The sequence below is a fragment of the Micromonospora sp. NPDC001898 genome, from assembly GCF_042891255.1.
Classification (GTDB): Bacteria; Actinomycetota; Actinomycetes; order Mycobacteriales; family Micromonosporaceae; genus Micromonospora.
Window position 1 is genome coordinate 492,307 of sequence record NZ_JBIATC010000002.1, and the last position, 20,517, is coordinate 512,823.

22 protein-coding genes are annotated in these 20,517 nt (G+C 75.3%); 12 read left to right on the top strand and 10 right to left on the bottom strand.

Going from position 1 to position 20,517, the window contains the following annotated elements:
- Nucleotides 1-69: 69 nt before the first annotated feature.
- The 3 genes from ACFYZF_RS06850 to ACFYZF_RS06860 all read left to right on the top strand — a co-directional run bounded on the left by ACFYZF_RS06850 (nucleotide 70) and on the right by ACFYZF_RS06860 (nucleotide 1,932).
- Nucleotides 70-612 carry a DUF6232 family protein gene (locus ACFYZF_RS06850; protein WP_387016724.1) on the top strand — a complete coding sequence of 181 codons (543 nt, stop codon included), beginning with the start codon at nucleotides 70-72 and terminating at the stop codon, nucleotides 610-612.
- 68 nt (nucleotides 613-680) lie between these two features.
- Nucleotides 681-1,163, top strand: coding sequence for a DUF6232 family protein (locus ACFYZF_RS06855; RefSeq protein ID WP_387016726.1), 483 nt, complete (start codon nucleotides 681-683; stop codon nucleotides 1,161-1,163).
- A gap of 85 nt (nucleotides 1,164-1,248) precedes the next feature.
- On the top strand, nucleotides 1,249-1,932 hold the full coding sequence (locus ACFYZF_RS06860; RefSeq protein ID WP_387016727.1) for a hypothetical protein: 684 nt from the start codon (nucleotides 1,249-1,251) through the stop codon (nucleotides 1,930-1,932).
- 36 nt (nucleotides 1,933-1,968) lie between these two features.
- Here the strand turns inward: ACFYZF_RS06860 and ACFYZF_RS06865 are convergent, their stop codons facing one another.
- Both ACFYZF_RS06865 and ACFYZF_RS06870 read right to left on the bottom strand, forming a co-directional pair.
- Nucleotides 1,969-2,868 (bottom strand): ribokinase, encoded by a 900-nt coding sequence (locus ACFYZF_RS06865; protein ID WP_387016729.1) that lies wholly within the window; start codon nucleotides 2,866-2,868, stop codon nucleotides 1,969-1,971.
- Nucleotides 2,869-2,887: 19 nt separating this feature from the next.
- Nucleotides 2,888-3,730: an ABC transporter ATP-binding protein gene (locus ACFYZF_RS06870; RefSeq protein ID WP_387016731.1), complete on the bottom strand. Its 843-nt coding sequence runs from the start codon at nucleotides 3,728-3,730 to the stop codon at nucleotides 2,888-2,890.
- A 131-nt stretch (nucleotides 3,731-3,861) separates the two neighbouring features.
- On the opposite strand from ACFYZF_RS06870, the gene ACFYZF_RS06875 reads away from it, so the two are divergent.
- Nucleotides 3,862-4,887: an ABC transporter ATP-binding protein gene (locus tag ACFYZF_RS06875; RefSeq protein ID WP_387016733.1), complete on the top strand. Its 1,026-nt coding sequence runs from the start codon at nucleotides 3,862-3,864 to the stop codon at nucleotides 4,885-4,887.
- On the top strand, nucleotides 4,884-5,891 hold the full coding sequence (locus tag ACFYZF_RS06880; RefSeq protein ID WP_387016736.1) for an ABC transporter permease subunit: 1,008 nt from the start codon (nucleotides 4,884-4,886) through the stop codon (nucleotides 5,889-5,891). Before ACFYZF_RS06875 ends, ACFYZF_RS06880 begins: the two co-directional genes overlap by 4 nt.
- 77 nt (nucleotides 5,892-5,968) lie before the next feature.
- Here ACFYZF_RS06880 and ACFYZF_RS06885 read toward each other — a convergent pair whose 3' ends face one another.
- Complete coding sequence (locus ACFYZF_RS06885; RefSeq protein WP_387016737.1) at nucleotides 5,969-7,138, bottom strand: ROK family protein; 1,170 nt, start codon at nucleotides 7,136-7,138, stop codon at nucleotides 5,969-5,971.
- Nucleotides 7,139-7,312: 174 nt separating this feature from the next.
- On the opposite strand from ACFYZF_RS06885, the gene ACFYZF_RS06890 reads away from it, so the two are divergent.
- The gene (locus ACFYZF_RS06890) at nucleotides 7,313-8,764 is read left to right on the top strand and encodes a glycoside hydrolase family 3 protein (RefSeq protein WP_387016739.1); all 1,452 of its coding nucleotides are present in this window, start codon (nucleotides 7,313-7,315) and stop codon (nucleotides 8,762-8,764) included.
- A gap of 356 nt (nucleotides 8,765-9,120) precedes the next feature.
- Here the strand turns inward: ACFYZF_RS06890 and ACFYZF_RS06895 are convergent, their stop codons facing one another.
- A complete protein-coding gene (locus tag ACFYZF_RS06895; protein WP_387016741.1) occupies nucleotides 9,121-9,783 on the bottom strand; it encodes a GNAT family N-acetyltransferase in 663 nt (220 codons plus the stop codon).
- Between the two features lie 380 nt (nucleotides 9,784-10,163).
- Between ACFYZF_RS06895 and ACFYZF_RS06900 the strand changes: the two genes are divergently transcribed.
- Nucleotides 10,164-10,361, top strand: coding sequence for a DNA repair protein (locus tag ACFYZF_RS06900; RefSeq protein ID WP_387016743.1), 198 nt, complete (start codon nucleotides 10,164-10,166; stop codon nucleotides 10,359-10,361).
- Nucleotides 10,362-10,384: 23 nt separating this feature from the next.
- On the opposite strand, the gene orn is transcribed toward ACFYZF_RS06900, so the two are convergent.
- On the bottom strand, nucleotides 10,385-10,981 hold the full coding sequence (orn, locus tag ACFYZF_RS06905) for an oligoribonuclease (protein ID WP_387016744.1): 597 nt from the start codon (nucleotides 10,979-10,981) through the stop codon (nucleotides 10,385-10,387).
- Nucleotides 10,982-11,048: 67 nt separating this feature from the next.
- Here orn and ACFYZF_RS06910 point away from each other — a divergent pair, with 67 nt between their 5' ends.
- Entirely contained in the window at nucleotides 11,049-12,338 is a 1,290-nt protein-coding gene (locus ACFYZF_RS06910; protein ID WP_387016746.1) for a glycosyltransferase family 87 protein, read from the top strand.
- Between the two features lie 178 nt (nucleotides 12,339-12,516).
- Here the strand turns inward: ACFYZF_RS06910 and ACFYZF_RS06915 are convergent, their stop codons facing one another.
- From ACFYZF_RS06915 to ACFYZF_RS06925, 3 genes are all read right to left on the bottom strand, one after another.
- Entirely contained in the window at nucleotides 12,517-13,116 is a 600-nt protein-coding gene (locus ACFYZF_RS06915; RefSeq protein WP_387016748.1) for a hypothetical protein, read from the bottom strand.
- 154 nt (nucleotides 13,117-13,270) lie between these two features.
- On the bottom strand, nucleotides 13,271-13,999 hold the full coding sequence (locus ACFYZF_RS06920; protein WP_387016749.1) for a YcnI family protein: 729 nt from the start codon (nucleotides 13,997-13,999) through the stop codon (nucleotides 13,271-13,273).
- Nucleotides 14,000-14,015: 16 nt separating this feature from the next.
- The gene (locus ACFYZF_RS06925; RefSeq protein WP_387016751.1) at nucleotides 14,016-15,683 is read right to left on the bottom strand and encodes a copper resistance CopC/CopD family protein; all 1,668 of its coding nucleotides are present in this window, start codon (nucleotides 15,681-15,683) and stop codon (nucleotides 14,016-14,018) included.
- 253 nt (nucleotides 15,684-15,936) lie between these two features.
- On the opposite strand from ACFYZF_RS06925, the gene ACFYZF_RS06930 reads away from it, so the two are divergent.
- The 4 genes from ACFYZF_RS06930 to ACFYZF_RS06945 are packed head-to-tail and all read left to right on the top strand — an operon-like array spanning nucleotide 15,937 to nucleotide 18,943.
- Complete coding sequence (locus tag ACFYZF_RS06930; protein WP_387016752.1) at nucleotides 15,937-16,551, top strand: sigma-70 family RNA polymerase sigma factor; 615 nt, start codon at nucleotides 15,937-15,939, stop codon at nucleotides 16,549-16,551.
- Nucleotides 16,552-16,582: 31 nt separating this feature from the next.
- Nucleotides 16,583-17,104, top strand: a complete 522-nt coding sequence (locus ACFYZF_RS06935; RefSeq protein WP_387016754.1) for a MauE/DoxX family redox-associated membrane protein — start codon at nucleotides 16,583-16,585, stop codon at nucleotides 17,102-17,104.
- Complete coding sequence (locus ACFYZF_RS06940; protein WP_387016756.1) at nucleotides 17,097-17,813, top strand: DsbA family protein; 717 nt, start codon at nucleotides 17,097-17,099, stop codon at nucleotides 17,811-17,813. The genes ACFYZF_RS06935 and ACFYZF_RS06940 overlap by 8 nt, the downstream gene beginning before the upstream one ends.
- Nucleotides 17,810-18,943, top strand: a complete 1,134-nt coding sequence (locus ACFYZF_RS06945) for a hypothetical protein (RefSeq protein ID WP_387016758.1) — start codon at nucleotides 17,810-17,812, stop codon at nucleotides 18,941-18,943. The genes ACFYZF_RS06940 and ACFYZF_RS06945 overlap by 4 nt, the downstream gene beginning before the upstream one ends.
- Here the strand turns inward: ACFYZF_RS06945 and ACFYZF_RS06950 are convergent.
- Nucleotides 18,940-19,749, bottom strand: a complete 810-nt coding sequence (locus tag ACFYZF_RS06950) for an energy-coupling factor ABC transporter ATP-binding protein (protein WP_387016760.1) — start codon at nucleotides 19,747-19,749, stop codon at nucleotides 18,940-18,942. The genes ACFYZF_RS06945 and ACFYZF_RS06950 overlap by 4 nt on opposite strands.
- Nucleotides 19,746-20,516, bottom strand: a complete 771-nt coding sequence (gene cbiQ / locus ACFYZF_RS06955; RefSeq protein ID WP_387016762.1) for a cobalt ECF transporter T component CbiQ — start codon at nucleotides 20,514-20,516, stop codon at nucleotides 19,746-19,748. The genes ACFYZF_RS06950 and cbiQ overlap by 4 nt, the downstream gene beginning before the upstream one ends.
- Between the last annotated feature and the right edge of the window lies 1 nt (nucleotide 20,517).

The following is a 20,517-nucleotide window of genomic DNA, read 5'->3' on the forward strand; positions in this document are numbered from 1 at the left end:
GTGCCAACCTTACGGCCCGGGTCGTTGGGGTAAGTAGTCTGGTGTCCGCCCCGCACCCCGGAGTCCGCCATGGTCAGGTACTACGACGACAGGTCGGTGCAGGTCACCTCCGCCGCCATCCACGTGGACGGCCAGGCGTACCCGCTGGCCGAGATCAGCATGGTCTGGCACCTGCGCGGCAGCCGGTCCTGGCGGGTGCTCGCCGGCCGGGGCGCGATCGGCGCCGCGCTCGCCGGGCCGCTGGTCGCCGCCGCCCTGGGCGTGGCGCTGGCGCTGTGGCTGCACCGCTCGCTGACCGTCACGATCGCCATCGTGGGGGCCTCGGTGCTGGTCGGGCTCGCCGTCGGGCCGGTCGCCGACTTCCTCTTCGAGCACCTGGACCGCTCGTACGCCCGAGGCAGCCGGCAGCTGGAACTGTGGGTCCGGTGGCGCGGCCACCCGGTGCGGCTGCTGAGCACCCGCGACGCGCTGCGCTTCGGGCAGATCTACCGGGCCGTGCAGCGCGCGGTGGAAGCCGGGCAGACCCCGGCGCGCGCGGCGCAGAGGGCGACCGGCCCGGCTCAGGGGGCGACCAGCCCTCCGGGCGGCGCCACGAAGCGCCGGGCCGGCTGACGGCCGTCCGCCGCCAGAGACATCGACGCTGGGGGGCGAAGAAGCGCGCCGGCCGGTTAGGCTTAGTGATGACCCTCTATTACCGGGACGACGCGGTGCAGGTCACCTCCGAGTCGATCCGGGCGGGCGGCCACTCCATCCCGATCGCCGGAATCACGTACGTCTGGCACGCACGCGGGCGGACCACGCTCGCCGTGCGGGGGCGGGTCGTCGGCCGGGGCGTGCTGGTGCTGCTGCTGTCGCTGCCGCCGCTGCTTGCGCTGGTCTGTGTGGTCTCGCTCGCGTGGTCGGCGCAGGACCGGGGCAACTGGACGCTGGCTCTGATCATCTTGGCCGCCTGCGCCGTGGGCGCGCTGGCCCTGGTCCCGTTCCTGGAGGTGCCGCTCGGCTGGCTGGACCGCTCGTACGAGCGGGGGAACCGGGTCAACGAGCTGTGGGTGCAGCACCACGGCCAGGAGGTGATGCTGCTGCGCACCCCGGACGCGCTACGGTTCGGGCAGATCTACCGCGCCGTGCAGCGGGCCGTCGAGCAGCAGGTTGACCAGGGATGACCGATCGGCCGGCGGGGCGCTCGCCCTGACCCGGCAGTCGGGCGCCGGCGGGCGGCACTGGATGTCCCGGCGCACACTGGGAGGCATGGCGATTCCCCTTCCCCGGCCGACCGCTGTCCTCGGCCTCACCCGGTCCGCCTTCGATCAGGCCCTCGGCTCGGCCGCCTCGTTCGCCGCCGTCCCGGTCCGCGCGTTCGCGGTGCTCGACGGGGTGGAGGCGCTGCTGTCCCGGATCAACGGGGTGGTGGACCGGATCGAGGGGACGCTGGACCGCACGGACCGGGTGCTCGACGACGCCGAGTCCGCCGTCCGGGAGGTGGCCGTGATCAGTGCCTCCGCGACCACCGCGATCGACACCGCCACCGGGGTCGCCACCGCAGCGGCCGTGGTGGTCGCCGCGGCCGAGGGGGTCGCCGGCCGGGCCGCCGCCACGGTGGACGCCGCCGCCGGGGCGGCCGACACCGCTGGCGAGCTGCTCGCCGCGTACGAGCCGGCGCTGCGGCGGGCCGCGCCGATGGCGACTCGTTTCGTCGAGGAACTCAGCCACGAGGAGGTGACGGCGGCCATCCGGCTGGTCGACGAGCTGCCCAAGCTCAAGGAGCACCTCACCGCCGACATCCTGCCGATCCTGGCCACCCTGGACCGGGTCGGGCCGGACCTGCACGACCTGCTCGACGTCACCCGGGACCTGAAGCTCGCCGTCGCCGGCATCCCCGGCCTGGGCATGCTGCGTCGCCGGGGCGAGAAGCTGACCGACGACCCGAGCTGACCGACGCGGAGCCGGCTGACCGACGAGCCCGGCCCGTCAGGCCGACGGGGCGTGGAGCTGGTCGATCTCGGCCCGGCGGGGCAGGGCCACGGACGCGCCGAGCCTGCGTACGCAGGCCGCGCCGGCCGCCGCCGCCCACCGGACGGCGGCAACCAGGTCCCGCCCCTCGCCCCAGGCCACGGCGAGGGCCGCCGTGAAGGCGTCCCCGGCTGCCGTCGAGTCGACCACGTCGACCTGCACCGCCGGGACGTACGCGGGCTCGGCGTCCCGCTCGACGTACCAGGCCCCGTCCCCGCCCAAGGTCAGCACCGCCCGGGGCGCGAGCGCCAGCAGCGCTCCCGGGTCGTCCCGGCCGCGCCCGGTGAGCGCCAGCGCCTCGTTCTCGTTGACCACCAGCAGGTCGACGGCGGCGAGCAACTCGTCCGGCACCCGCTGGGCCGGCGCCGCGTTGAGGATCACCCGGGTGCCGGCGGCGCGGGCGGCAAGCGCCGCCTCGGTCACCGTCGCGACCGGGATCTCCAACTGGGCGACCAGCACGTCCGCCGCCCGCACGGCGGCCAGCTCGCCCTCGGTGAGAGCGGTGAACGCGGCGTTCGCCCCCGGGGTGACCATGATCGCGTTCTCGCCGTCGGCGCCGACCATGACCAGGGCGACGCCGGACGCCCCGTACACCACCCGGAGCTGGCCCGTGTCGACGCCGGCCGCGGTGATCCGGGCCTTGAGGGTGACCCCGAACGCGTCGGAGCCGATCGCGCCGAGGAACGCGCAGGACGCGCCGGCCCGCACGGCGGCGACGGCCTGGTTGGCGCCCTTGCCGCCGGGGACCATGACGAAGGCGCTGCCGAGCACCGTCTCACCGGGACGCGGCAGAGTCGGCGCGGTGGCCACCAGGTCCATGTTGGCGCTGCCCACCACGACCACCCGGGTCTGCTGCACGCTCGACACTCCTCGCGGCTCAGGCGGCGCGGGCCGTCCAGCGGTCGCCGACGCGGTCGACCGTCAGGGGCAGGCCGAAGGTTTTGGAGAGATTGTCGGCGGTCAGGGTGTCGGCGAGCAGCCCCTGGGCCGTCACGCCGCCCTCGCGCAGCAGCAGGGCGTGGGTGAAGCCCGGCGGGATCTCCTCGACGTGGTGGGTGACCAGGACCAGGGCCGGAGCGTCCGGGTCGTACGCCAGCTCGGCCAGCCGGGCCACCAGGTCCTCGCGCCCGCCCAGGTCGAGCCCGGCGGCGGGCTCGTCCAGCAGCAGCAGCTCGGGGTCGGTCATCAGCGCCCGGGCGATCTGCACCCGCTTGCGCTCCCCCTCGGACAGCGTGCCGTACGCCCGGTCGGCGAGGTGGCCGATGCCGAACTGGCCGAGCAGGGCGTGCGCCCGGGCCTCGTCGGTGCGGTCGTAGCTCTCCCGCCAACGCCCCACCACCGACCAGGCGGCGGTGACCACCACGTCGACCACCCGCTCCTCGGCGGGCACCCGCTCGGCGAGGGCGGCGGTGGACAGGCCGATCCGCATCCGCAGCTCGTTGACGTCGGTCCGGCCGATCCGCTCGCCGAGCACGTGCGCCGTGCCCGTGGTCGGGTGCAGCCGGCCGGCGGCCAGGCTCAGCAACGTCGTCTTGCCGGCACCGTTGGGGCCCAGCACGACCCAGCGCTCGTCCAGCTCGACCCGCCACTCCACATCGTGCAGCAGCGCGGTGTCGGACCGGCGTACGCCCACACCGTCCAGGCTGACCACCAGATCCGCGTCCACGGGGGCGGTGGCGGGGGCGGCGCCGACGACGCCGGGGATCAGGTCACCAGTCACCCGTCCATCCAACCACGCACCGCCGCACCGCCCCCCACGGGCGGTGGCCACGCCATAGGGTGGGGCGCCGTGGCGTTGGTCACCGCACGGGGGAGGAACCAGATGCCGTACCGCTTCAGGGAGCGTCTCGGGTGAGCGCCGTGATCGAGATCGAGGGGCTACGCAAGACCTTCCACGGCCCGTACCGCAGCCGCCAGGTCGCCGTCGACGGCTTCGACCTGCTGGTGGGGCGGGGCGAGATCCACGGCTTCCTGGGGCCGAACGGCTCGGGCAAGACCACCACGCTGCGCGCCCTGCTCGGGCTGGTCCGCGCCGACGCGGGCCGGATGCGGCTGTTCGGCGAGGACGTGCCGCGCCGGTCGGCCGCGGTGGCCGGGCGGGTCGGCGCGATCGTGGAGACGCCGCAGTTCTTCGGCAACTTCACCGGGCACCGCACGCTGCGGCTGCTCGCCCGGGCCGGCGGGGTGCCGACCCGGCGGGTGGACGAGGTGCTGGACCAGGTGGGGCTGCGCGGCCGGGGCGACGACGAGGTCAAGGGCTACTCGCTGGGCATGCGGCAACGGCTGGCCGTGGCCTCGGCCCTGCTCAAGGAGCCGGAGCTGCTGATCCTGGACGAGCCGGCGAACGGGCTGGACCCGGCGGGCATCAGGGAGATGCGGGACCTGATGCGGGAGCTGGCGGCGGCCGGGGTGACCGTGCTGCTGTCCAGCCACATCCTCGGCGAGATCCAGCTGATCTGCGACCACGTGACGATCATCTCCCGGGGGCGGCGGGTGGCCGCCGGGCCGGTGGAGGGCGTGCTGGCCGGCCACGACCAGCACGAGTGGCGGGTCGGGGTGCCCGAGCAGGGGCGGGCTGCGGAGCTGCTGCGCCAGGCGGGGCTGCCGGTGGACGAGCGCGCCGAGCACCTCGTCGTCGGCGGGGTGCCGGACGCCGGCGAGATCAGCCGGCTGCTGGGCGAGCAAGGGCTCTGGGTCCGCGAGCTGGTGCCGCTGCGGCCCGACCTGGAGAGCGTCTTCCTGGAGCTGACCGACGACGGGGCGGAGCATCCCGAGCTGCCCGGGCTGGCCTACGAGCCGGCACCCGTCGTCCCCGGCGAGGGCCGGCTCATCGACCTCGACGTGACCGTCGGCGATGACAGGGAGGCAAGGGCGTGAACCTGGTACGGGCCGAGTTGGAACGGCTGGCCGCGCGCCGCTTCGTCCAGCTCATGCTGGTGCTGCTGGTGCTGGCGTTCGCGGTGACCGCGGTGACCACCCTGGTCGGCTCGCACCGGCCGTCGTCGATCGAGGTCGCCGAGGCCCAGCAGGCGGCGGCCGAGGAACGGCAGGCCCTGGAGTCCACGTACCAGCGGTGCCTGGCCGCCGCGCGGGGAAACCTGCCGAAGGAGGAGGCGGAGAGCTTCCCGGACGACTGCTCGGCGTTCGACTCCGCCCAGCGGGAGCGGCTGCCGGTGGCCGCCGACCACCTCCAGGGGGTGTTCAACTTCGCCAACCAGGCCCGCCCGCTGCTGTACCTCCTGATCCTCTTCCTGGTGCTGTTCGGGTTCCTGGTCGGGGCCTCGTACATCGGGGCGGACCTGTCCACCGGCGGGGTGGTCAACCTGCTGATCTGGCGGCCCCGGCGGCTCGCCGTGCTCGGCGCGAAGCTGGGCACGCTGCTCGGCGCGCTGGCGGCGGTGTCGGTGCTGGCGTCGACGGTGTACGGGGGCGCGTTCTGGCTGATCGGGCAGACCGCCGGGATGCCCGGGGCGACCGGCGGGGACTTCTGGCCGTGGCTGTGGCTGACCTGGGCCCGCGGGGTGGTGCTGGTGCTGTTCGCCGCGACGGCCGGTTTCGCCATCGCCACCCTCGGCCGGCGGACGGCGGCGGCGCTCGGCGCGGTCATGGCGTACGCGGTGGTGTGGGAGCTGGGCCTGCGGGTGGTGGTGGAGGTGGTGGGCATACCGCGGGGCGAGGACTGGATGCTCTCCACCTACCTCGACGCCTGGCTGACCGGCGAGGCCCGGCTCTCCGACGCCACCACGTGCCGGGGCGTGTCCGGTTACTGCGACGGCACCTACCAGCTCGGCTGGGGGCTCGGGCTGACGGTGCTGCTGGCGCTGACCGGCGGGCTGACGGCGGCCGCGTTCGCCGCGTTCCGCCGCCGCGACCTGATCTGACCCGCGCACCCGGGGCGCGACAACTTGTTGCACCGCCCCGGGTGATGGTGAAGAATTCCTACGTGACGGACGCGTGGTCAGCCCACGGTGCTGCCGAACACCTCGTCCCGCACGGCGTCGAGAGCGGTGCGCAGCGCGCCGTGCAGGACCGGCTCCTCGGTCAGTCCGCTCGGCACCACCCGGGGGCGGACCAGGGTGATCGCCGCCACCTCGCGCTGCACCCGCCCAGCCAGCGCCGCGCCGCCGGCCCGCCCGACCTCGCCGGCGAGCACCACCAGCGGTGGGTCGAGCACCACGCAGGTGCTCGCCACGCCCAGGGCGAGCCGGCGGGCCAGTTCGTCGAGCACCGGTGCGGCGTCGGCCTCGACCGCCGCCCGTACCGCCTCGGCGGCGTGGTCGGCGACGATGCCGTGCTCCCGGGCCACCGCCAGCACCGCGTCGCTGCCGGCGAGCTGCTGGAAGGCCGGCTTGGCCCGGCGGGACACGTCGCGCGGGATCGGCGCCCCGGGCACCGGCAGGTAGCCGATTTCGCCGGCCGCGCCGCTGCTGCCGTGGTGCAGCCGTCCGCCGAGCATGATCGCCAGACCGACGCCCGCGCCCAACCAGACCAGCACGAAGTCGGCCAGCTCCCGGGCCGCGCCCGACTGCGCCTCGGCGACGGCGGCCAGGTTGACGTCGTTCTCGAAGACCACCGGGGTGTCCAGGTCCTCGCGCAACGCGGCGAGCAGGCCACGGTGCCAGCGCGGCAGGTTGAACGCGAAGGTGATGTCGCCGGAGCCCGGGTCGACCAGGCCGGGCGTGCCCAGCACCACCCGACGCACGCCGGACAGCTCGGCCCCGGCGCTGCTGGCGGCCTGGACGACGGCGTTGTGCACCACGCCGACCGGGTCGTCGGTGTCCCGGGTGGACAGCTCCACCCGGCCGGTCACCGCGCCCGTGATGTCGGCGCAGGCCGCGACCACCCGGTCCGCGCCGACCTCCACCCCGACCACGTACGCGCTGCCGGGCCGGACGGCGTAGAGCTGGGCGTTCGGGCCCCGCCCGCCGGCCTGCTCGCCGACCCGGGCGACCAGGCCGCGTTCCTCCAGCCGCTCGACCAGCTGGCTGGCGGTGACTTTGGAAAGGCCGGTCAGCTCGCCGATCCGGGCCCGGGTCAGCGGCCCGCGCTCGAGTAACAGCTCCAACGTCGCGCGGTCGTTGAGCGCTCGTAACAGGCGGGGGGTGCCGGGCAGCCGGGTCGCACTCATGCCATGTCCTCTAGCTATTCGTAAGCTCTACTCACCACTACCGACCTGCAGACGGGTGTCCGTAGCGTAACGGCCGCCCGAGACCGGGTGGTCGGACGACCCGGCAGCGACCGTGGTCCCGCCGGCGACCTGGTACGACGTTCGTGCCCTCGGGCACCGGAAGGGGACAGACTCGTGGGGACCGATCCAGGACTGCGCCGGCTCGCGCTGGGCACCCTACTCGCCGCGTACCCGGGGCCCGTCCCGCCGGACTGGGCCGTCCGCCTCGTGGGCGAGGGCCTGGCCGGGCACACCCTGTTCGGCACGAACGTGCACGACTTCGCCCAGCTCGCGGCGAGCACGGCGGCGCTGCGCGCGGCCCGGCCCGATGTGCTGGTCGCCATCGACGAGGAGGGCGGCGACGTCACCCGGCTCGCCCGCGCCACCGGCAGCCCGTACCCGGGCAACGCCGCGCTCGGCGCGGTCGACGATCCGGCGGTGACCGAGCGGGTGTACGCGGCGATCGGAACCGAACTGGCCGCCCTCGGGATCACCGTCAACCTCGCGCCGACCGTGGACGTGAACACCGCCGACGAGAACCCGGTCATCGGCACCCGCTCGTTCGGCGCCGACCCGGCCCGGGTGGCCGTCCACTCGGCCGCCGCCGTCACCGGCCTCCAGTCGACCGGCGTGGCCGCCTGCGCGAAGCACTTCCCCGGCCACGGCGCGGCGACCGCCGACTCCCATCACGAGCTGCCCACCGTGGACGTGCCGCCGGCCGTACTGGGCGAGCGGGACCTGCCGCCGTTCGCCGCCGCCATCGGGGCCGGGGTGCGGGCGATCATGACGGCGCACATCCGGGTCCCCGCGCTGACCGGCGACGACCCGGCCACCTTCAGCCGGGCGGTCCTGGTCGACCTGCTGCGCCGCGAGTACGGCTTCTCCGGGGCGGTGATCACCGACGCGCTGGAGATGAAGGGCGCGGCGCTCGCCGCCGGGGGCGTCGGCCCGGCCGCCGTCCGCGCGCTCGCCGCCGGGGCGGACCTGCTCTGCATCGGCGCCACGGTCGACGCCGCGCTGGTGGAGCGGGTGGCCGCCGAGATCGTCGACGCGCTCGGCGACGGCCGGTTGGACCGGGCCCGGGTGGAGGAGGCCGCCGGCCGCACCGCGGGGCTCGCCGCCTGGACCCGGCCCGGCGGCACGCCGCCCCCCGCCCCGACCGACCTCGGGTACGCCGTCGCGCGGCGCGCCGTCCGCGTCGAGGGCGACGTCACGGGGCTGGGCCGGCCGCTGGTGGTCCAGTTGCACACCGCGTCCACGATCGTCGAGGAGCGGGTGCCGTGGGGGCTCGGCCCGCACCTGGCCGGGCTGGAGGAGCTGCGGGTGGTGGCCGCCGAGACCGACGTGGCGTCCCTGCGCGGGCTCGCCGGGGCCCGGCCCATCGTGCTGGTGGGCCGGCACCTGCACCGGCTCCCCGGCTGCCCCGACCTGGTCGACGCGCTGGCCGCCACGCATCCGGTGACCGTGGTGGAGATGGGCTGGCCGGGCCGGTGGCGGCCGACGGGCGCTCGCGCCTACGTGACCACGTACGGGGCGAGCCACGCAAACGGGCGGGCGGCGGCGGAGGCGCTCGGCCTGGCCGGTTGACCCCGCGCTGCTCTGGTTCGCGTACCTGGGGTGGTCCACCCGTCGGGCTGTCCCGGCACGGGTGCTGCGGCCGGCCAGCCGCCAGACGCCGGCCCTGATCCGCACTCTGCGTCACTAGGCCCAGAAGCCGCCCGGCTCGCCGCACCGCAGGTCAAGTCCACTAAACGACACCGACGACCCGCCGGCCACCCCTTGCCCGACCCATTATTGATACGTAGCGTCATGGGCGGGACGGCGGCCGGCGGGAGGGCCTGGGGAAGGCTGCGGACCGTGGATCCGGCCCGGGATCCACGGTCCGCGCCCCGCCTGCGGCACCGGCCGGCGGGCGGGCAGCTACGGGCCGTCGGGGCCCGGGGTCACGGCGGGTACACCCCGTACGACCGCCAGCCCTGGTCCGCGAAGCCGGCCGCCTCGGCGACCCGCGCCGACGCGACGTTGGCAGGGTCGTGCCGGTACGTCGGCACCGCACCCCCGTCGAGCACCCGGCGGGCGGCCCGGGCGACGAGCCGGCGCGCCAACCCGCGCCCCCTGGCCTCCGGCACGGTGCCGACGGCCAACTCGTGCCCGTGGGCGTCGTGCCGCTTGATCGCCGCGCCGGCCAGGTACCGCCCGTCGGTGCCCCGCACCACCAGCACCTCGCGGTCGAACAGCCGCAGCCACCGCGGCAGCCCTGGCTCGGTCGGCGCGACCCACTCGCCCACGTCCGGCAGCGGAGCCGGGGCCAGGGTCCACCGGAAAACGTCCTCGTGGCACACCCACCCGGGGTGGTCCACGGCGGCCGGCAGGCCGGCAATCAGCCGCCGCTCCGACTGACCGGCCAACGCCCGGACCTCCGGGGCGTGCCGGGGCGCCACCGAGAGCACCGTGCCGCGGCCGTCGCCGACCGCGATCGCCGGGCGGAGCCGGCCGTCCCAGGCGGGCAGGGCACGCCGGCGCGAGCTGACCACGTTCAGTCCGGGTCCGGCCGGCCACTGCCCGAGCCAGGTCGCCAGGTGCAGGTACAGCCGCCGGTCGAGCACCGGTCACCCTCCTCCGCACCGCCAGAACGCGCCCCACCCCGAGGCCCCATGATCACGGTACGCCAGCCACCCACACCCCACCCCCCAACCGTTCCCACCCCCACCCTGTCGATCCAGGCCGGCGGGTACGCGTCACGCGACATCGCCCGCCGGATCACCCCATCCGGCAGCCCGACCCGCCTCCGGCCGAGAGCTCCGGCGGGCCGCTTCCGAAGATCGCGCGCGGGCTGATTGAGGCGACCGACGGGCGGGTAGACGTACAGAAGATCACCGATGAATTTCGGTTCGTGGTCCGGTTGCCGACGGCGGGAACCGGACTCATCGATCGAACGTCATAACCATTTCCATACATGTACAACTTTCTTTGGGACGGTATGGTCATGCCGAATCTGCCTTATGACCGGTACCAGCAGGACGCCGAGCGCCGCTGGCGGGAAGCCGGGAGGGGGCGGTTCCCCGCGCAGCCGCCGTACCGCGAGGTGCGCAACGCGCGCCGCACGGAGCCGGCGCTGTCCTGGGCGGAGCTGAACCGGCTGCCGGCCGGCGTCTCCACCCGGCGCGGCCTCACCGCCCGCTGAACCCGCGCGGACGGGGCCGTGGCTCAGAGCTCGGCGGCGATGGCCTTGGCGCTGTCCACATCGGGGCCGGGCAGCGGGACGAAGAGGGTACGCCGGTAGTACTCCAGCTCGCGGATGCTCTCCCGGATGTCGGCCAGCGCCCGGTGGGCCAGCCCCTTCTTCGGCTGCCCGAAGTACACCCGCGGGTACCAGCGCCGGCACAGCTCCTTGATGGAGGAGACGTCGATCATCCGGTAGTGCAGGTGTGCGTCCAGGCGCGGCATGTCCCGGGCGATGAAGCCCCGGTCGGTGGCGATGGAGTTGCCGCACAGCGGCGCGGTGCGCGGGTCCTTCACATGGCTGGCGACATAGTCGAGCACCAGGTCCTCGGCCTCGGCCAGGGTCACGGCCGAACGCCGGACCTCCTCGGTGAGGCCGGACTTGCCGTGCATGGTCCGGACGATCTCCGGCATCCCCTCCAGCGCCGCCTCGTCGGCGTGGATCACCACGTCGACACCGTCACCGAGCACGTTGAGGTCGGGGTCGGTGACGAGCGCGGCGACCTCGATCAGGGCGTCCCTGCCGAGGTCCAATCCGGTCATCTCACAGTCGATCCAGACGAGGAGGTCAGCCACGGCCACAGCCTACGCGCAGCCCACGCCCTCGCGCCTCGGCACTGTCGGCCGGATGGACCGCTAGGGTTTCCCCGTGCCAGCTGAACCGATCGCGCCACCCTCCGTCACCGCCGACGAGCCGGGCGGCCGCAGGGTCCGCCGGCTGGTCACGGTGCTGGCCCTGGCTGCCGTCCTCCCGGCGTTGTACCTGCCCGGGCTGGTGCACAACTTCTTCGACCTGAAGATCTACATGCGGGCGATGGACTGGTGGGCCGCCGGCCACCCGCTCTACGACTACGCGCAGCCGGACCGGGTCCAGGGCGAGCTGTACTTCACCTACCCCCCGCTGAGCGCGCTGCTGCTGCGCCCGTTCGCGCTGCTGCCGCTGGGCCTGACGATCGCGGTCTTCACGGTCCTGACCGCGCTCGCCGTGGTGGTGACCACCCGCTGGCTGCTCGCCCCGGTCGTCGCCCGGCACGGCCTGCCCCGGACCTTCACCCTCACCGTCGCGGTGCTGCTGGTCTTCGCGGTGGAGAGCACCCGGGAGACGATCACCTTCGGTCAGATCAACATGCTGCTGGTCGTGCTGATCCTGGCCGACCTGCTCTTCGGGGTGCCGCAGGGGCGGCGCTGGGCCGGGGTCGGCGTCGGGTTGGCCACCGCCCTGAAGCTCTACCCCGGCATCTTCATCGTCTACCTGCTGGCGACCCGCCGCTGGCGGGAGGCGGCCGTGGCGTCGGCGACCGCCGCCGGGGCGACCCTGCTCGTGGCGGCCGTGGCCCCGTCGGACTCGTGGCGGTTCTGGACCCACGAGCTGTGGGCGACCAACCGGGTCGGGCGCACCGACTACACCGGGAACCAGTCGCTGTTCGGGCTGCTCAGCCGGTTCACCGCGCCGGCCGAGCCGAACCGGGCGCTGTGGCTCGCGCTGGCCCTGCTCGTCGCCGGGTACGGGCTGTGGCGGGCCGCCCGCGCCGCCTCGGCCGGAGACGCGCTCACCGGCCTGACCCTGACCGGGCTGGTGGGCGCGCTGGTCAGCCCGATCACCTGGACCCACCACATCTACTGGTTCGTCCCGGCGGTGGTGGTGCTGGCCGACGCGGCGCTGGGCACGAACCCGGCCACGCCCGACGGGGCGCGGCGACGCCGGTGGCTGACCGGGCTGGCCGTGTTCACCGGCGCGGTGATCGTCTACGGGGTGGTCTCGTTCCACGACTGGGGGGTCGCCCCGGTGCGCACGGACTCGCCCGGGGAGTTCCTGGTCCGCAACACGTACGTGCTGCTGAGCCTGCTGCTGCTGGTGACTCTGCCGGTCGCCCGGCGGGCCGGGCCGACCATCGCCAGGGACAAAAAATCGCACCAACTGGACAGAACTCCCGAGTAGCGCCGATACGGGCTAATCTTGCCCATACCTCGGGCATCCCCCGTGGCACCGGTCCCCCGGTGAGGTGGCCCTCCGCGTCGGCAGCGCGGAGGGCCACCCGCCGTCGAGGGACATAATTCTCCGGTCGACGCCTCCGGCGACGGGCGCACCCGCCCGACCGGCGGGGGCGGCGTACCGGTCAGGAGGGTTGGCGGGTGCGGGCCGGGCCGGGCGCGGCCGGGCGGATGCGGCGGGGCTCGATGCGTACCGGCCGGGCTGTGGCCTCCGGGTTCAGCGGCGGCCAGGCCAGCGGTGCCGGCGGGGACGGCGGGGCGAGATCGGCCAGGGTGGCCGGGCGGCGGGCCGGGGCCGGCCCCAGCGCCGGGCGGGGCCGGCCGGCGGGCGGACCCACCGCCACCAGTTGCCGTTCGGCGGGGACCGCCGGGGCCGGCGCGGGGCCGGCGCCGAGCGCGTCGAGCGAGGTCATCCCGAGCCGGCCGGCGAGCACCGGCACCTGGTCGGGCTCGACCACGAAGACCACCTCGCGGGGGCGCACCGGTCGCAGCAGGAGCGCGGCGGACACCACCAGCAGGCCGCCCAGGACGATCAGCGCCCAGACGGCCACGGGGAGCCACCCGGCGGCGGTTTCCGCCCGCAGGTCCACCGCGCCGATCTGGGCGGTGACGCCGCCGTCGGGGTCGCCGCGCCGGGTGGCGACGCCGAGGGCGGCGCCGGCCAGCAGCGCCGGGATCCCGATGGTGAGCAGCAGCATGCCGACGAGCGCGCGCGCGAATCGCATCCGTGTCGTTTCCTTCCGTGGCCGGGTACCCGGACGACCATACCGATGCAAATCGCACAATCACCCGATATCACCAGCAACGGCGTACGGCGACGCGGAAAAGCCGCTGGCCCGCCGGTAGGGACCGGCGGGCCAGCGGGCGGTACGGGACGGCTCAGGACCCCGCGGCCGGCTCCCGCCGGGTACGGGCGAACGCGAGGCCGCCCAGGGCCAGGCCGGCCAGGCCGGCGACCAGCCCCGCCACCCCGAACGCGATGCCCGCCCCGCCGTCGGAGTCGTCATCGTCGTCGTCCGCGCCGGCGGCTGCCACGGCCGGCGCCGACGCCCCCGCCGACGGGGCCGCCGCGGTGAGGGTGAGCACCGGCGCGGGCTTGTCCGGCTCCTCGGCCCCGGCGGACGGCTCCTCGATCCAGCGCACCACGTTGCCGTCCGAGTACGTCTGAAGCGCCTTGAACACCATCGTGTCCACCTCCGGCAGCGGCCCCATCGAGACCGGGAACTCCTGGAACTGGCCCGGCTTGACCGCCGCGTCGCCGGTCGCCGTCCAGGTGACCTTCGACACGGCCTCGGTGACCTCGCTGCCGTGTACCTGCACCGGCGGGTCCACCTTGCGCTTCTCCACCGCCACCGTCCAGCCCGGCACCGGCATCGTGGACACCGAACCGACCGGGGCGTTCTCCGGCAGCACCACCTCGACCTTGGTCGTGGAGGCCTCGTCGCTCTCGTTCGGCACCCGGAACGCGAACCGCCCGTAGCCGCCCTGGGTCGCCTCCTTCGGGTTGACCGAGACGTGCGCCGAGGCGGGCGCGGCCACGCCGAGCACCACGGCGGCGACGCCGAGGGCCAGGACGGCGGCGGTTGCGGAACGCCGGTGACGGAGCATGGGGAACTGCCTCTCTCTAGCGGATGCTCACGGTGGCGCTCACCGTGGCCTGGTCGATGTCCGTGGTCCGGACGGTGAAACGGAACTGCCACTCCCCCACGGCGGGCAGGTTGAGCTCCCCGGTCGCGTGGTTGTCGGTCAGCGGCAGCAGCAGGATCTCGATCGGCTCGATCCCGGCCGCCGGCAGCGCGGCGGTGGCCTTCCACTCCTCCACCGGCTGCGGTCGATTGTCCTTCGTGTACGCGTACAGGTGCAGCGTGTTGTTGCCCCGTTCGGCCGGGTCCATCTCGACCTGGAGGGAGTAGAGCGGGCTGGACAGGGTGGTGGTGAAAAGGCCGGCCTGCGTGCCGTTCACGTCGGCGTCGGCGGTGCGGGCCGGCGGCGTCTGCACCAGGGTCGCCGACACCGCAAGCACCACCGCGGTGATCGCCAACTCCGCCCACACCGCCCGCCGCACCGGCGTCGGCCGCCCCGCGGCGGTGCGCCGGCGCACCAGCGCCCGGGAGTACGCGGCCACGCCGAGCACCAGGACGAACAGCACGATCTTGGCCAGCACCAGCCGCCCGTACGTGGTGTCGACCAGGGCGGTCGGGGTGGCCACCTCGATCAGCGCCTGCACCGTGCCGGCGAGCAGCAGCGCCGCGACGGCCAGCGCCGCCCAGCGTGACCAGATCGGCAGGATCGCGCCCAGCTCCCGCTCGTCGGCCCGACGCAGCAGGAACCCGCCGAGCATCACCAACCCGCCCAGCCAGACCGCCATGCTGCCCAGGTGCACCGCGTCGACCACCACCGACACGGCCGGGGCGGGCGAGGCCGCCGGGTGCCCGGCCAGCGGCCAGGTGAGCAGCGCCGCTCCGCCGAGAATCGCCAGGATCACCCCGTCGGTGCGGCCCACCGGCCCGGCGAAGAGCGGGCGGAGCAGGAACGCCGCCGCCGCGAGCAGGCCCAGCCGGACCAGGTGCGTCGCGCCATACGTGCTGCCCAGCACGTCGCCGAGGCCCGCCCCGGTCACGTCGAACAGCCCGCCCCCGGCGGTGTACGGCACCTGTAACCACAGCTCGGCGAGCGTGGCGAACACCAGCAGGCCCAGCCCCGCCCAGGCCAGCCGGGCCGGGCCCCGGCGGGAGAGCCGACGCGGCCACAGCGCGCCGAGCACCAGCGCCGGGCCGACCAGCAGCAGCAGCCCCGCGTACCCGAGGTACTTGGCGACCTTGACCCCGTTCTCCACCACCGGGTCGGCCCGGTTGTCGGACCCCGCGTCCGTCGGCGGCGTCGACGGGGCGCCCACGGAGTAGGTGAACGCGCCGGACACCGGGTGGCTGTCCGCCGAGATGACCCGGTAGCTGACCAGGTAGGTGCCCCGCCCGGCGGACGGGTCCACCGGCACGGTCACCACCGTGCTCTCGAAGGCCGGCTCCCCCCGGTCGGCCCGCGCGCCGTCCGGGGCGATCACCCGGATCTTCCCGGCCACCTTGCGCACCGGTTCGCTGAACGTCAGCACCACCTCGGCCGGCCCGCCGGGCACCACGGCGGACGCGGCCGGGCTGCTGCTCACCAGCACCGCGTGGGCGCTTGCGGGGGTGGCCGGGGCCAGCAACAGGGCGACGACGGTGACCAGCAGGCCGGCGAGCGCGCCCACCCGCGCGAGCCGGCGGCGGGGAGGCCGGAGATTGGCAGCAGTCATGCTGGCCATGCTCGCCGACGCGGGGGCCGATCGGCGACCCGGGCCGGCACCCGCGTCGGCCCGGACCCGACGCCCACCGCCGGCGCCTGCCGGTCCTCGCCGTCCAGCCGCGCCGACAACGCCGCGCACACGTCGTCGCATGTCATGAGCGGGTAGTCGGGCCGGGCACCGGGAAAGTTCCCCGAGTGGGCCACGCCATGGAAGGGCCGAAGGACCCTGCCCGGCCCCGATCTGCCGCGTACCCTGATGTGACGTGATCCCCGCCCCGCGTGACCCCGCCGCCATCGGCCCGCCCGATGCCGCGGGCCTCGGCGCCCGGGGTCCGGCGGTCGACGCCGCCCGGGACGCGGCGACCGACTGGGCGCTCGCCGCGCGCGGCGGCGACCCGGTCGCCCAGGCGGCGTTCGTCCGGGCCACCCAGGCCGAGGTGTGGCGGTTCGCCGCCGCGCTGGTCGACCGGGACAGCGCCGACGACCTCACCCAGGAGACCTACCTGCGGGCGTTCCGGGCGCTGCCCGGCTTCGAGGGGCGCTCCAGCGCCCGGACCTGGCTGCTCGGCATCGCCCGCCGGGCCTGCGCCGACCACCTGCGCACCGTGGTCCGCCGGCGGCGGCTCGCCGAGCGGCTGGTCGGCCACGCGCACGCCGACCGCCCGTACCCGGACCCCGCCGGGCAGCTCGGCGCCACCGATCTGGTACGCCGGCTGCCCGCCGAGCGGCGCGGCGCCTTCGTGCTCACCCAACTCCTCGGCCTGTCGTACGCGGAGGCCGCCGCCGTGGAGGGGGTGCCCGTCGGCACCATCCGCTCCCGGGTGGCCCGGGCCCGCGCCGACCTGGTCGAGGCGGTCGGCGACGCGCTCGCCGGATGACCGGGAACTTCCGTCGGGGCCGGGGCGACCAATGACCATGACCGCACGACGCACCGGGGTCGTCCGCTGGCCCGCCGTCCGCCCGTGGCTGGGCGTCGCCGCCCGGCTCGGGCTCGCCGCCGTCTGGCTCGTCGCCGGCGGGACCAAGGTCGGCGACCTGGCCGCCTCCGGGCGCGCCGTCAACGCGTACCAGGTGCTGCCGTACGACGTCGCGACGGTGATCGGCGCGGCGCTGCCCTTCGTCGAACTGGCCCTGGGGCTGCTGCTGCTGGTGGGGCTGGCCACCCGGCTGACCGCCGGGGTGTCGGCCGCGCTGCTGGTGGTCTTCGTCGCCGGCATCGCCTCGGCCTGGGCCCGTGGCCTGGCCATCGACTGCGGCTGCTTCGGCAGCGGCGGGCAGCTCGCCGCCGGACAGGCCCCGAGCTACCTCCCGGAGATCCTCCGGGACCTGGGATTCCTGGCGCTGGCCGGATTCCTGCTGAGCTGGCCCCGCACCCCCGTCTCCGTGGACGGCTGGCTCGCGGGCGCACCTGTGGAGGACGAGGATGAGTAGTCGCAAGGGACAGCGGGACACCGCCCGGGTGGTCCGGCAACAACTGGCCCGGGAACGCCGCCGGCGGCGGACCCTCTGGACCTCGGTTGCGGCGGTCGCCGTGCTGGTGATCGCCGGCGGGATCGGCTGGGCCGTCTGGTCCAGCCAGCGCTCCGACACCTTCACCGCCCCGCCCGGCGCGACCGAGAACGGCACCGGAGTCGCGTACGGGGACGGGCCGGCCACCATCGACCTGTACGAGGACTTCCTCTGCCCGGCCTGCAAGCAGTTCCAGCAGAGCAGCGGCGCAACGATCGAGCAGCTGGTCAACGAGGGCAAGGCCCGGGTCGTCTTCCACCCGGTGGCCTACCTCAACCGGTTCTCGACCACCGAGTACTCCACCCGGTCCTCGGCCGCCTCCGGGTGCGCGGCGAAGGGCGGCAAGTTCCGGGAGTTCACCGCCGCCCTGTTCGACCGGCAGCCGCCGGAGGGCGGCGCCGGGCTGAGCAACGACGAGCTGGTCGAGATCGGCGCCGGCGTCGGGCTCAACCGGGACGACTTCTCCTCCTGTGTCTCCGACGGCACGTACCGGGCGTGGACCGAGCGCGTCACCGAGGACGCGAGCAAGGCCGGGATCACCGGCACGCCGACGATCAAGGTCGACGGCAAGGAACTCTCCGACCGCAGCCCCGCAGGCATCACGGCGGCGGTGGCGGCGGCCGGCAAGTGACCCCCGCGCCGCTGCGCCGGGGCGGGCTGGTCCGCCGGGGCGGGCTGGTCGCCGCCGCCGCGCTGGTCGCCGTCCTCGGCACCGCCGCGCCGGCCGCCGCGCACGGCGGGGAGGCCCCGGACGGCACCGACTACCGGGCCGAGGCGATCGGGGTCGCCCCGGCCCGCCCGGGGCTGACCGTCCGGGTGGTGGAGGCGGGGGCCCGGCTGGAGCTGGTCAACCGCACCGGGCGGCCGGTCGAGGTGATCGGCTACTCCGGGGAGCCGTACCTGCGGATCGGGCCGGACGGGGTGTTCGAGAACAGCCGCTCCCCGGCGACGTACCTGAACCGGACCCTGTCGGGGGACGCCACCCTGCCCGCCCAGGCCGACCCGGCCGCCGCGCCGGACTGGCGGCAGATCGACGACGGGCCGACGGCCCGCTGGCACGACCGGCGCATCCGGTGGCAGGAGCCCGACCCGCCCGCGCGGGTACGCGCCGACCCGACCCGGGAGCAGCGGGTCCTGGACTGGGCGGTGCCGCTGCGCGACGGCACCGAGCCCGTGGAGGTCCGGGGCACCCTCGACTGGGTGCCGCCGCCGGACCCGTACCCCTGGTGGGTGGCGGCGACCCTCGGCTTCCTCGCGCTGGGCGCCGCCGGGCTGCTGGCCGCCGGCACCACGGCGGCGGCCAGGGCGCTGGCCGGGGTCGGCGCGGCGCTGGCCATCGGCGGGGTGGCCGCGATCGTGCTCACCGTCGGCCGGGAACTGGACGCCGGCGCGTCCGGGCTGGGCGGGGTGCTGGCCGGCCTGCTCGCCGGGCAGGTCTGGGCGGTGCTCACCGGCCTGGGCGCGCTCGCGGCGGGCGGGTACGCGCTGGCCCGCCGCCCCGCCGCCGACTTCGCGCTGGCGCTGGCCGGGGCCTGCCTGGCCCTGTTCGTCGGCGTCACCAACCTCGCCGTCCTCGGCCGCTCGGTTCCCCCGGCCCCCTGGCCCGGCGGCCTGGCCCGCCTCCTGGTCACCGTGATCCTGGCTGCGGGAGCCGGCGCCACGGCCGCCGGAGTCCTCCGCCTCCGCGCCGCCGCGGCCCGCCCCACCCCACCGCCCTCCAGCGTCGATCATGGGCTCGCGCTGGGGAACGAACCGTCCTAGCGCCCATCCACCGGGCACCCGGGCTCCCTGACCGCCCCCGGGTCAGGGCTGGGGGTGAAGCCGTAGGGGAGTTCCAGGCGGTGGGTCGACAGCAACTCCTGGTTCGCCAGGAGTGCGCGGGTGGGGGCGTCGGCGACGATCCGTCCCTCGTCGAGAATGACCGAGCGGTCGCACAGCTCCAGCGCGTACGGCAGGTCGTGGGTGACCATCAGCAGCGTCACCGGCAGGGCGCGCAGGATCCCGGCCAGCTCCCGGCGGGCCGCCGGGTCGAGGTTCGACGACGGCTCGTCGAGCACCAGGATCTCCGGCCGCATGGCCAGCACCGTGGCCACCGCCACCCGGCGGCGCTGCCCGAACGACAGGTGGTGCGGGGTGCGGTCCCGGTGCTCGCCCATCCCGACCGCCGCCAGGGCCTCGTCCACCCGGGCCGCCAGCTCCGCCCCGCGCAGCCCCAGGTTGGCCGGCCCGAACGCCACGTCCTCGGCGACGGTGGGCAGGAAGAGCTGGTCGTCCGGGTCCTGGAAGACGATGCCCACCCGGCGGCGGATCTCCGCGAGGGTGCCCCGGTCCCGGCTGACGGTCAGCCCGCCGACGCGCACCGAACCCTCGGTGGCGGTGAGGATGCCGTTGAGGTGCAGCACCAGGGTGGTCTTGCCGGCGCCGTTGGGGCCGAGCAGCGCCACCCGTTCGCCGCGCGGCACGGTCAGGTCCACCCCGTGCAGGGCGACATGCCCGTCCGGATAGGCGAACCGCACGCCGCGCACGTCGAGGGAGACAGGAGCCGGGGTCTGCACGTACCCGATCATTGCAGGACGACGGCGGCCCCGGCGATGGTGGCCGCGACCAGCGGCACCGCCGACCCGACCAGCCACTGCCCGGCGGTCGCCGCGCCCGCGCCCTGCCAGACCGCCGGCATCCGGCCGGAGTAGCCGCGCGACACCATCGCCAGGTAGACCCGCTCGCCGCGCTCGAACGCGCGCAGGAACAGCGCCCCGATCCCGGCGGCGAACCCACGCAGCTGCCACAGGAACCTCGGGTCGTCCCCCCGGGAGACCCGGGCCACCCGCATCCGGCGGGCCTCGCCGACCAGCACGTCCAGGTAGCGCAGCATGAAGGTGGCGATCTGGGTGAGGATCTGCGGGCAGCGCAGCCGGTCCAGGCCGACGATCAGGTCCCGGGTCGTCGTGGTCGCCGCGAGCAGCAGCGACGCCAGTACGCCGAGGGTGCCCTTGGCGATGATGTTCCACCCGCCGAGCAGCCCGTCGACGGAGAGACTCAGCCCCGCCACGTCGACCCGCTCGCCCGCCCCGAGGAACGGCAGCGCGAACGCGAACAGCACGAACGGCAGCTCGATCACCGCCCGGCTGAGCAGCCAGCCCGGCCCCACCCGGGCCAGCGCGGCCACCACCGCGACCAGCAGGGCGTACCCGCCGAAGGCCCAGAACGCCGCGCGCGGGGTGGCCACCACCGCGACGGTGAACAGCACCATCGCGGCGATCTTCACCTCCGGTGGGAGGCGGTGCACCGGCGAGGTCGACTCCCGGTAGAGCACGTGGGCGTGACCGGCCCCCATC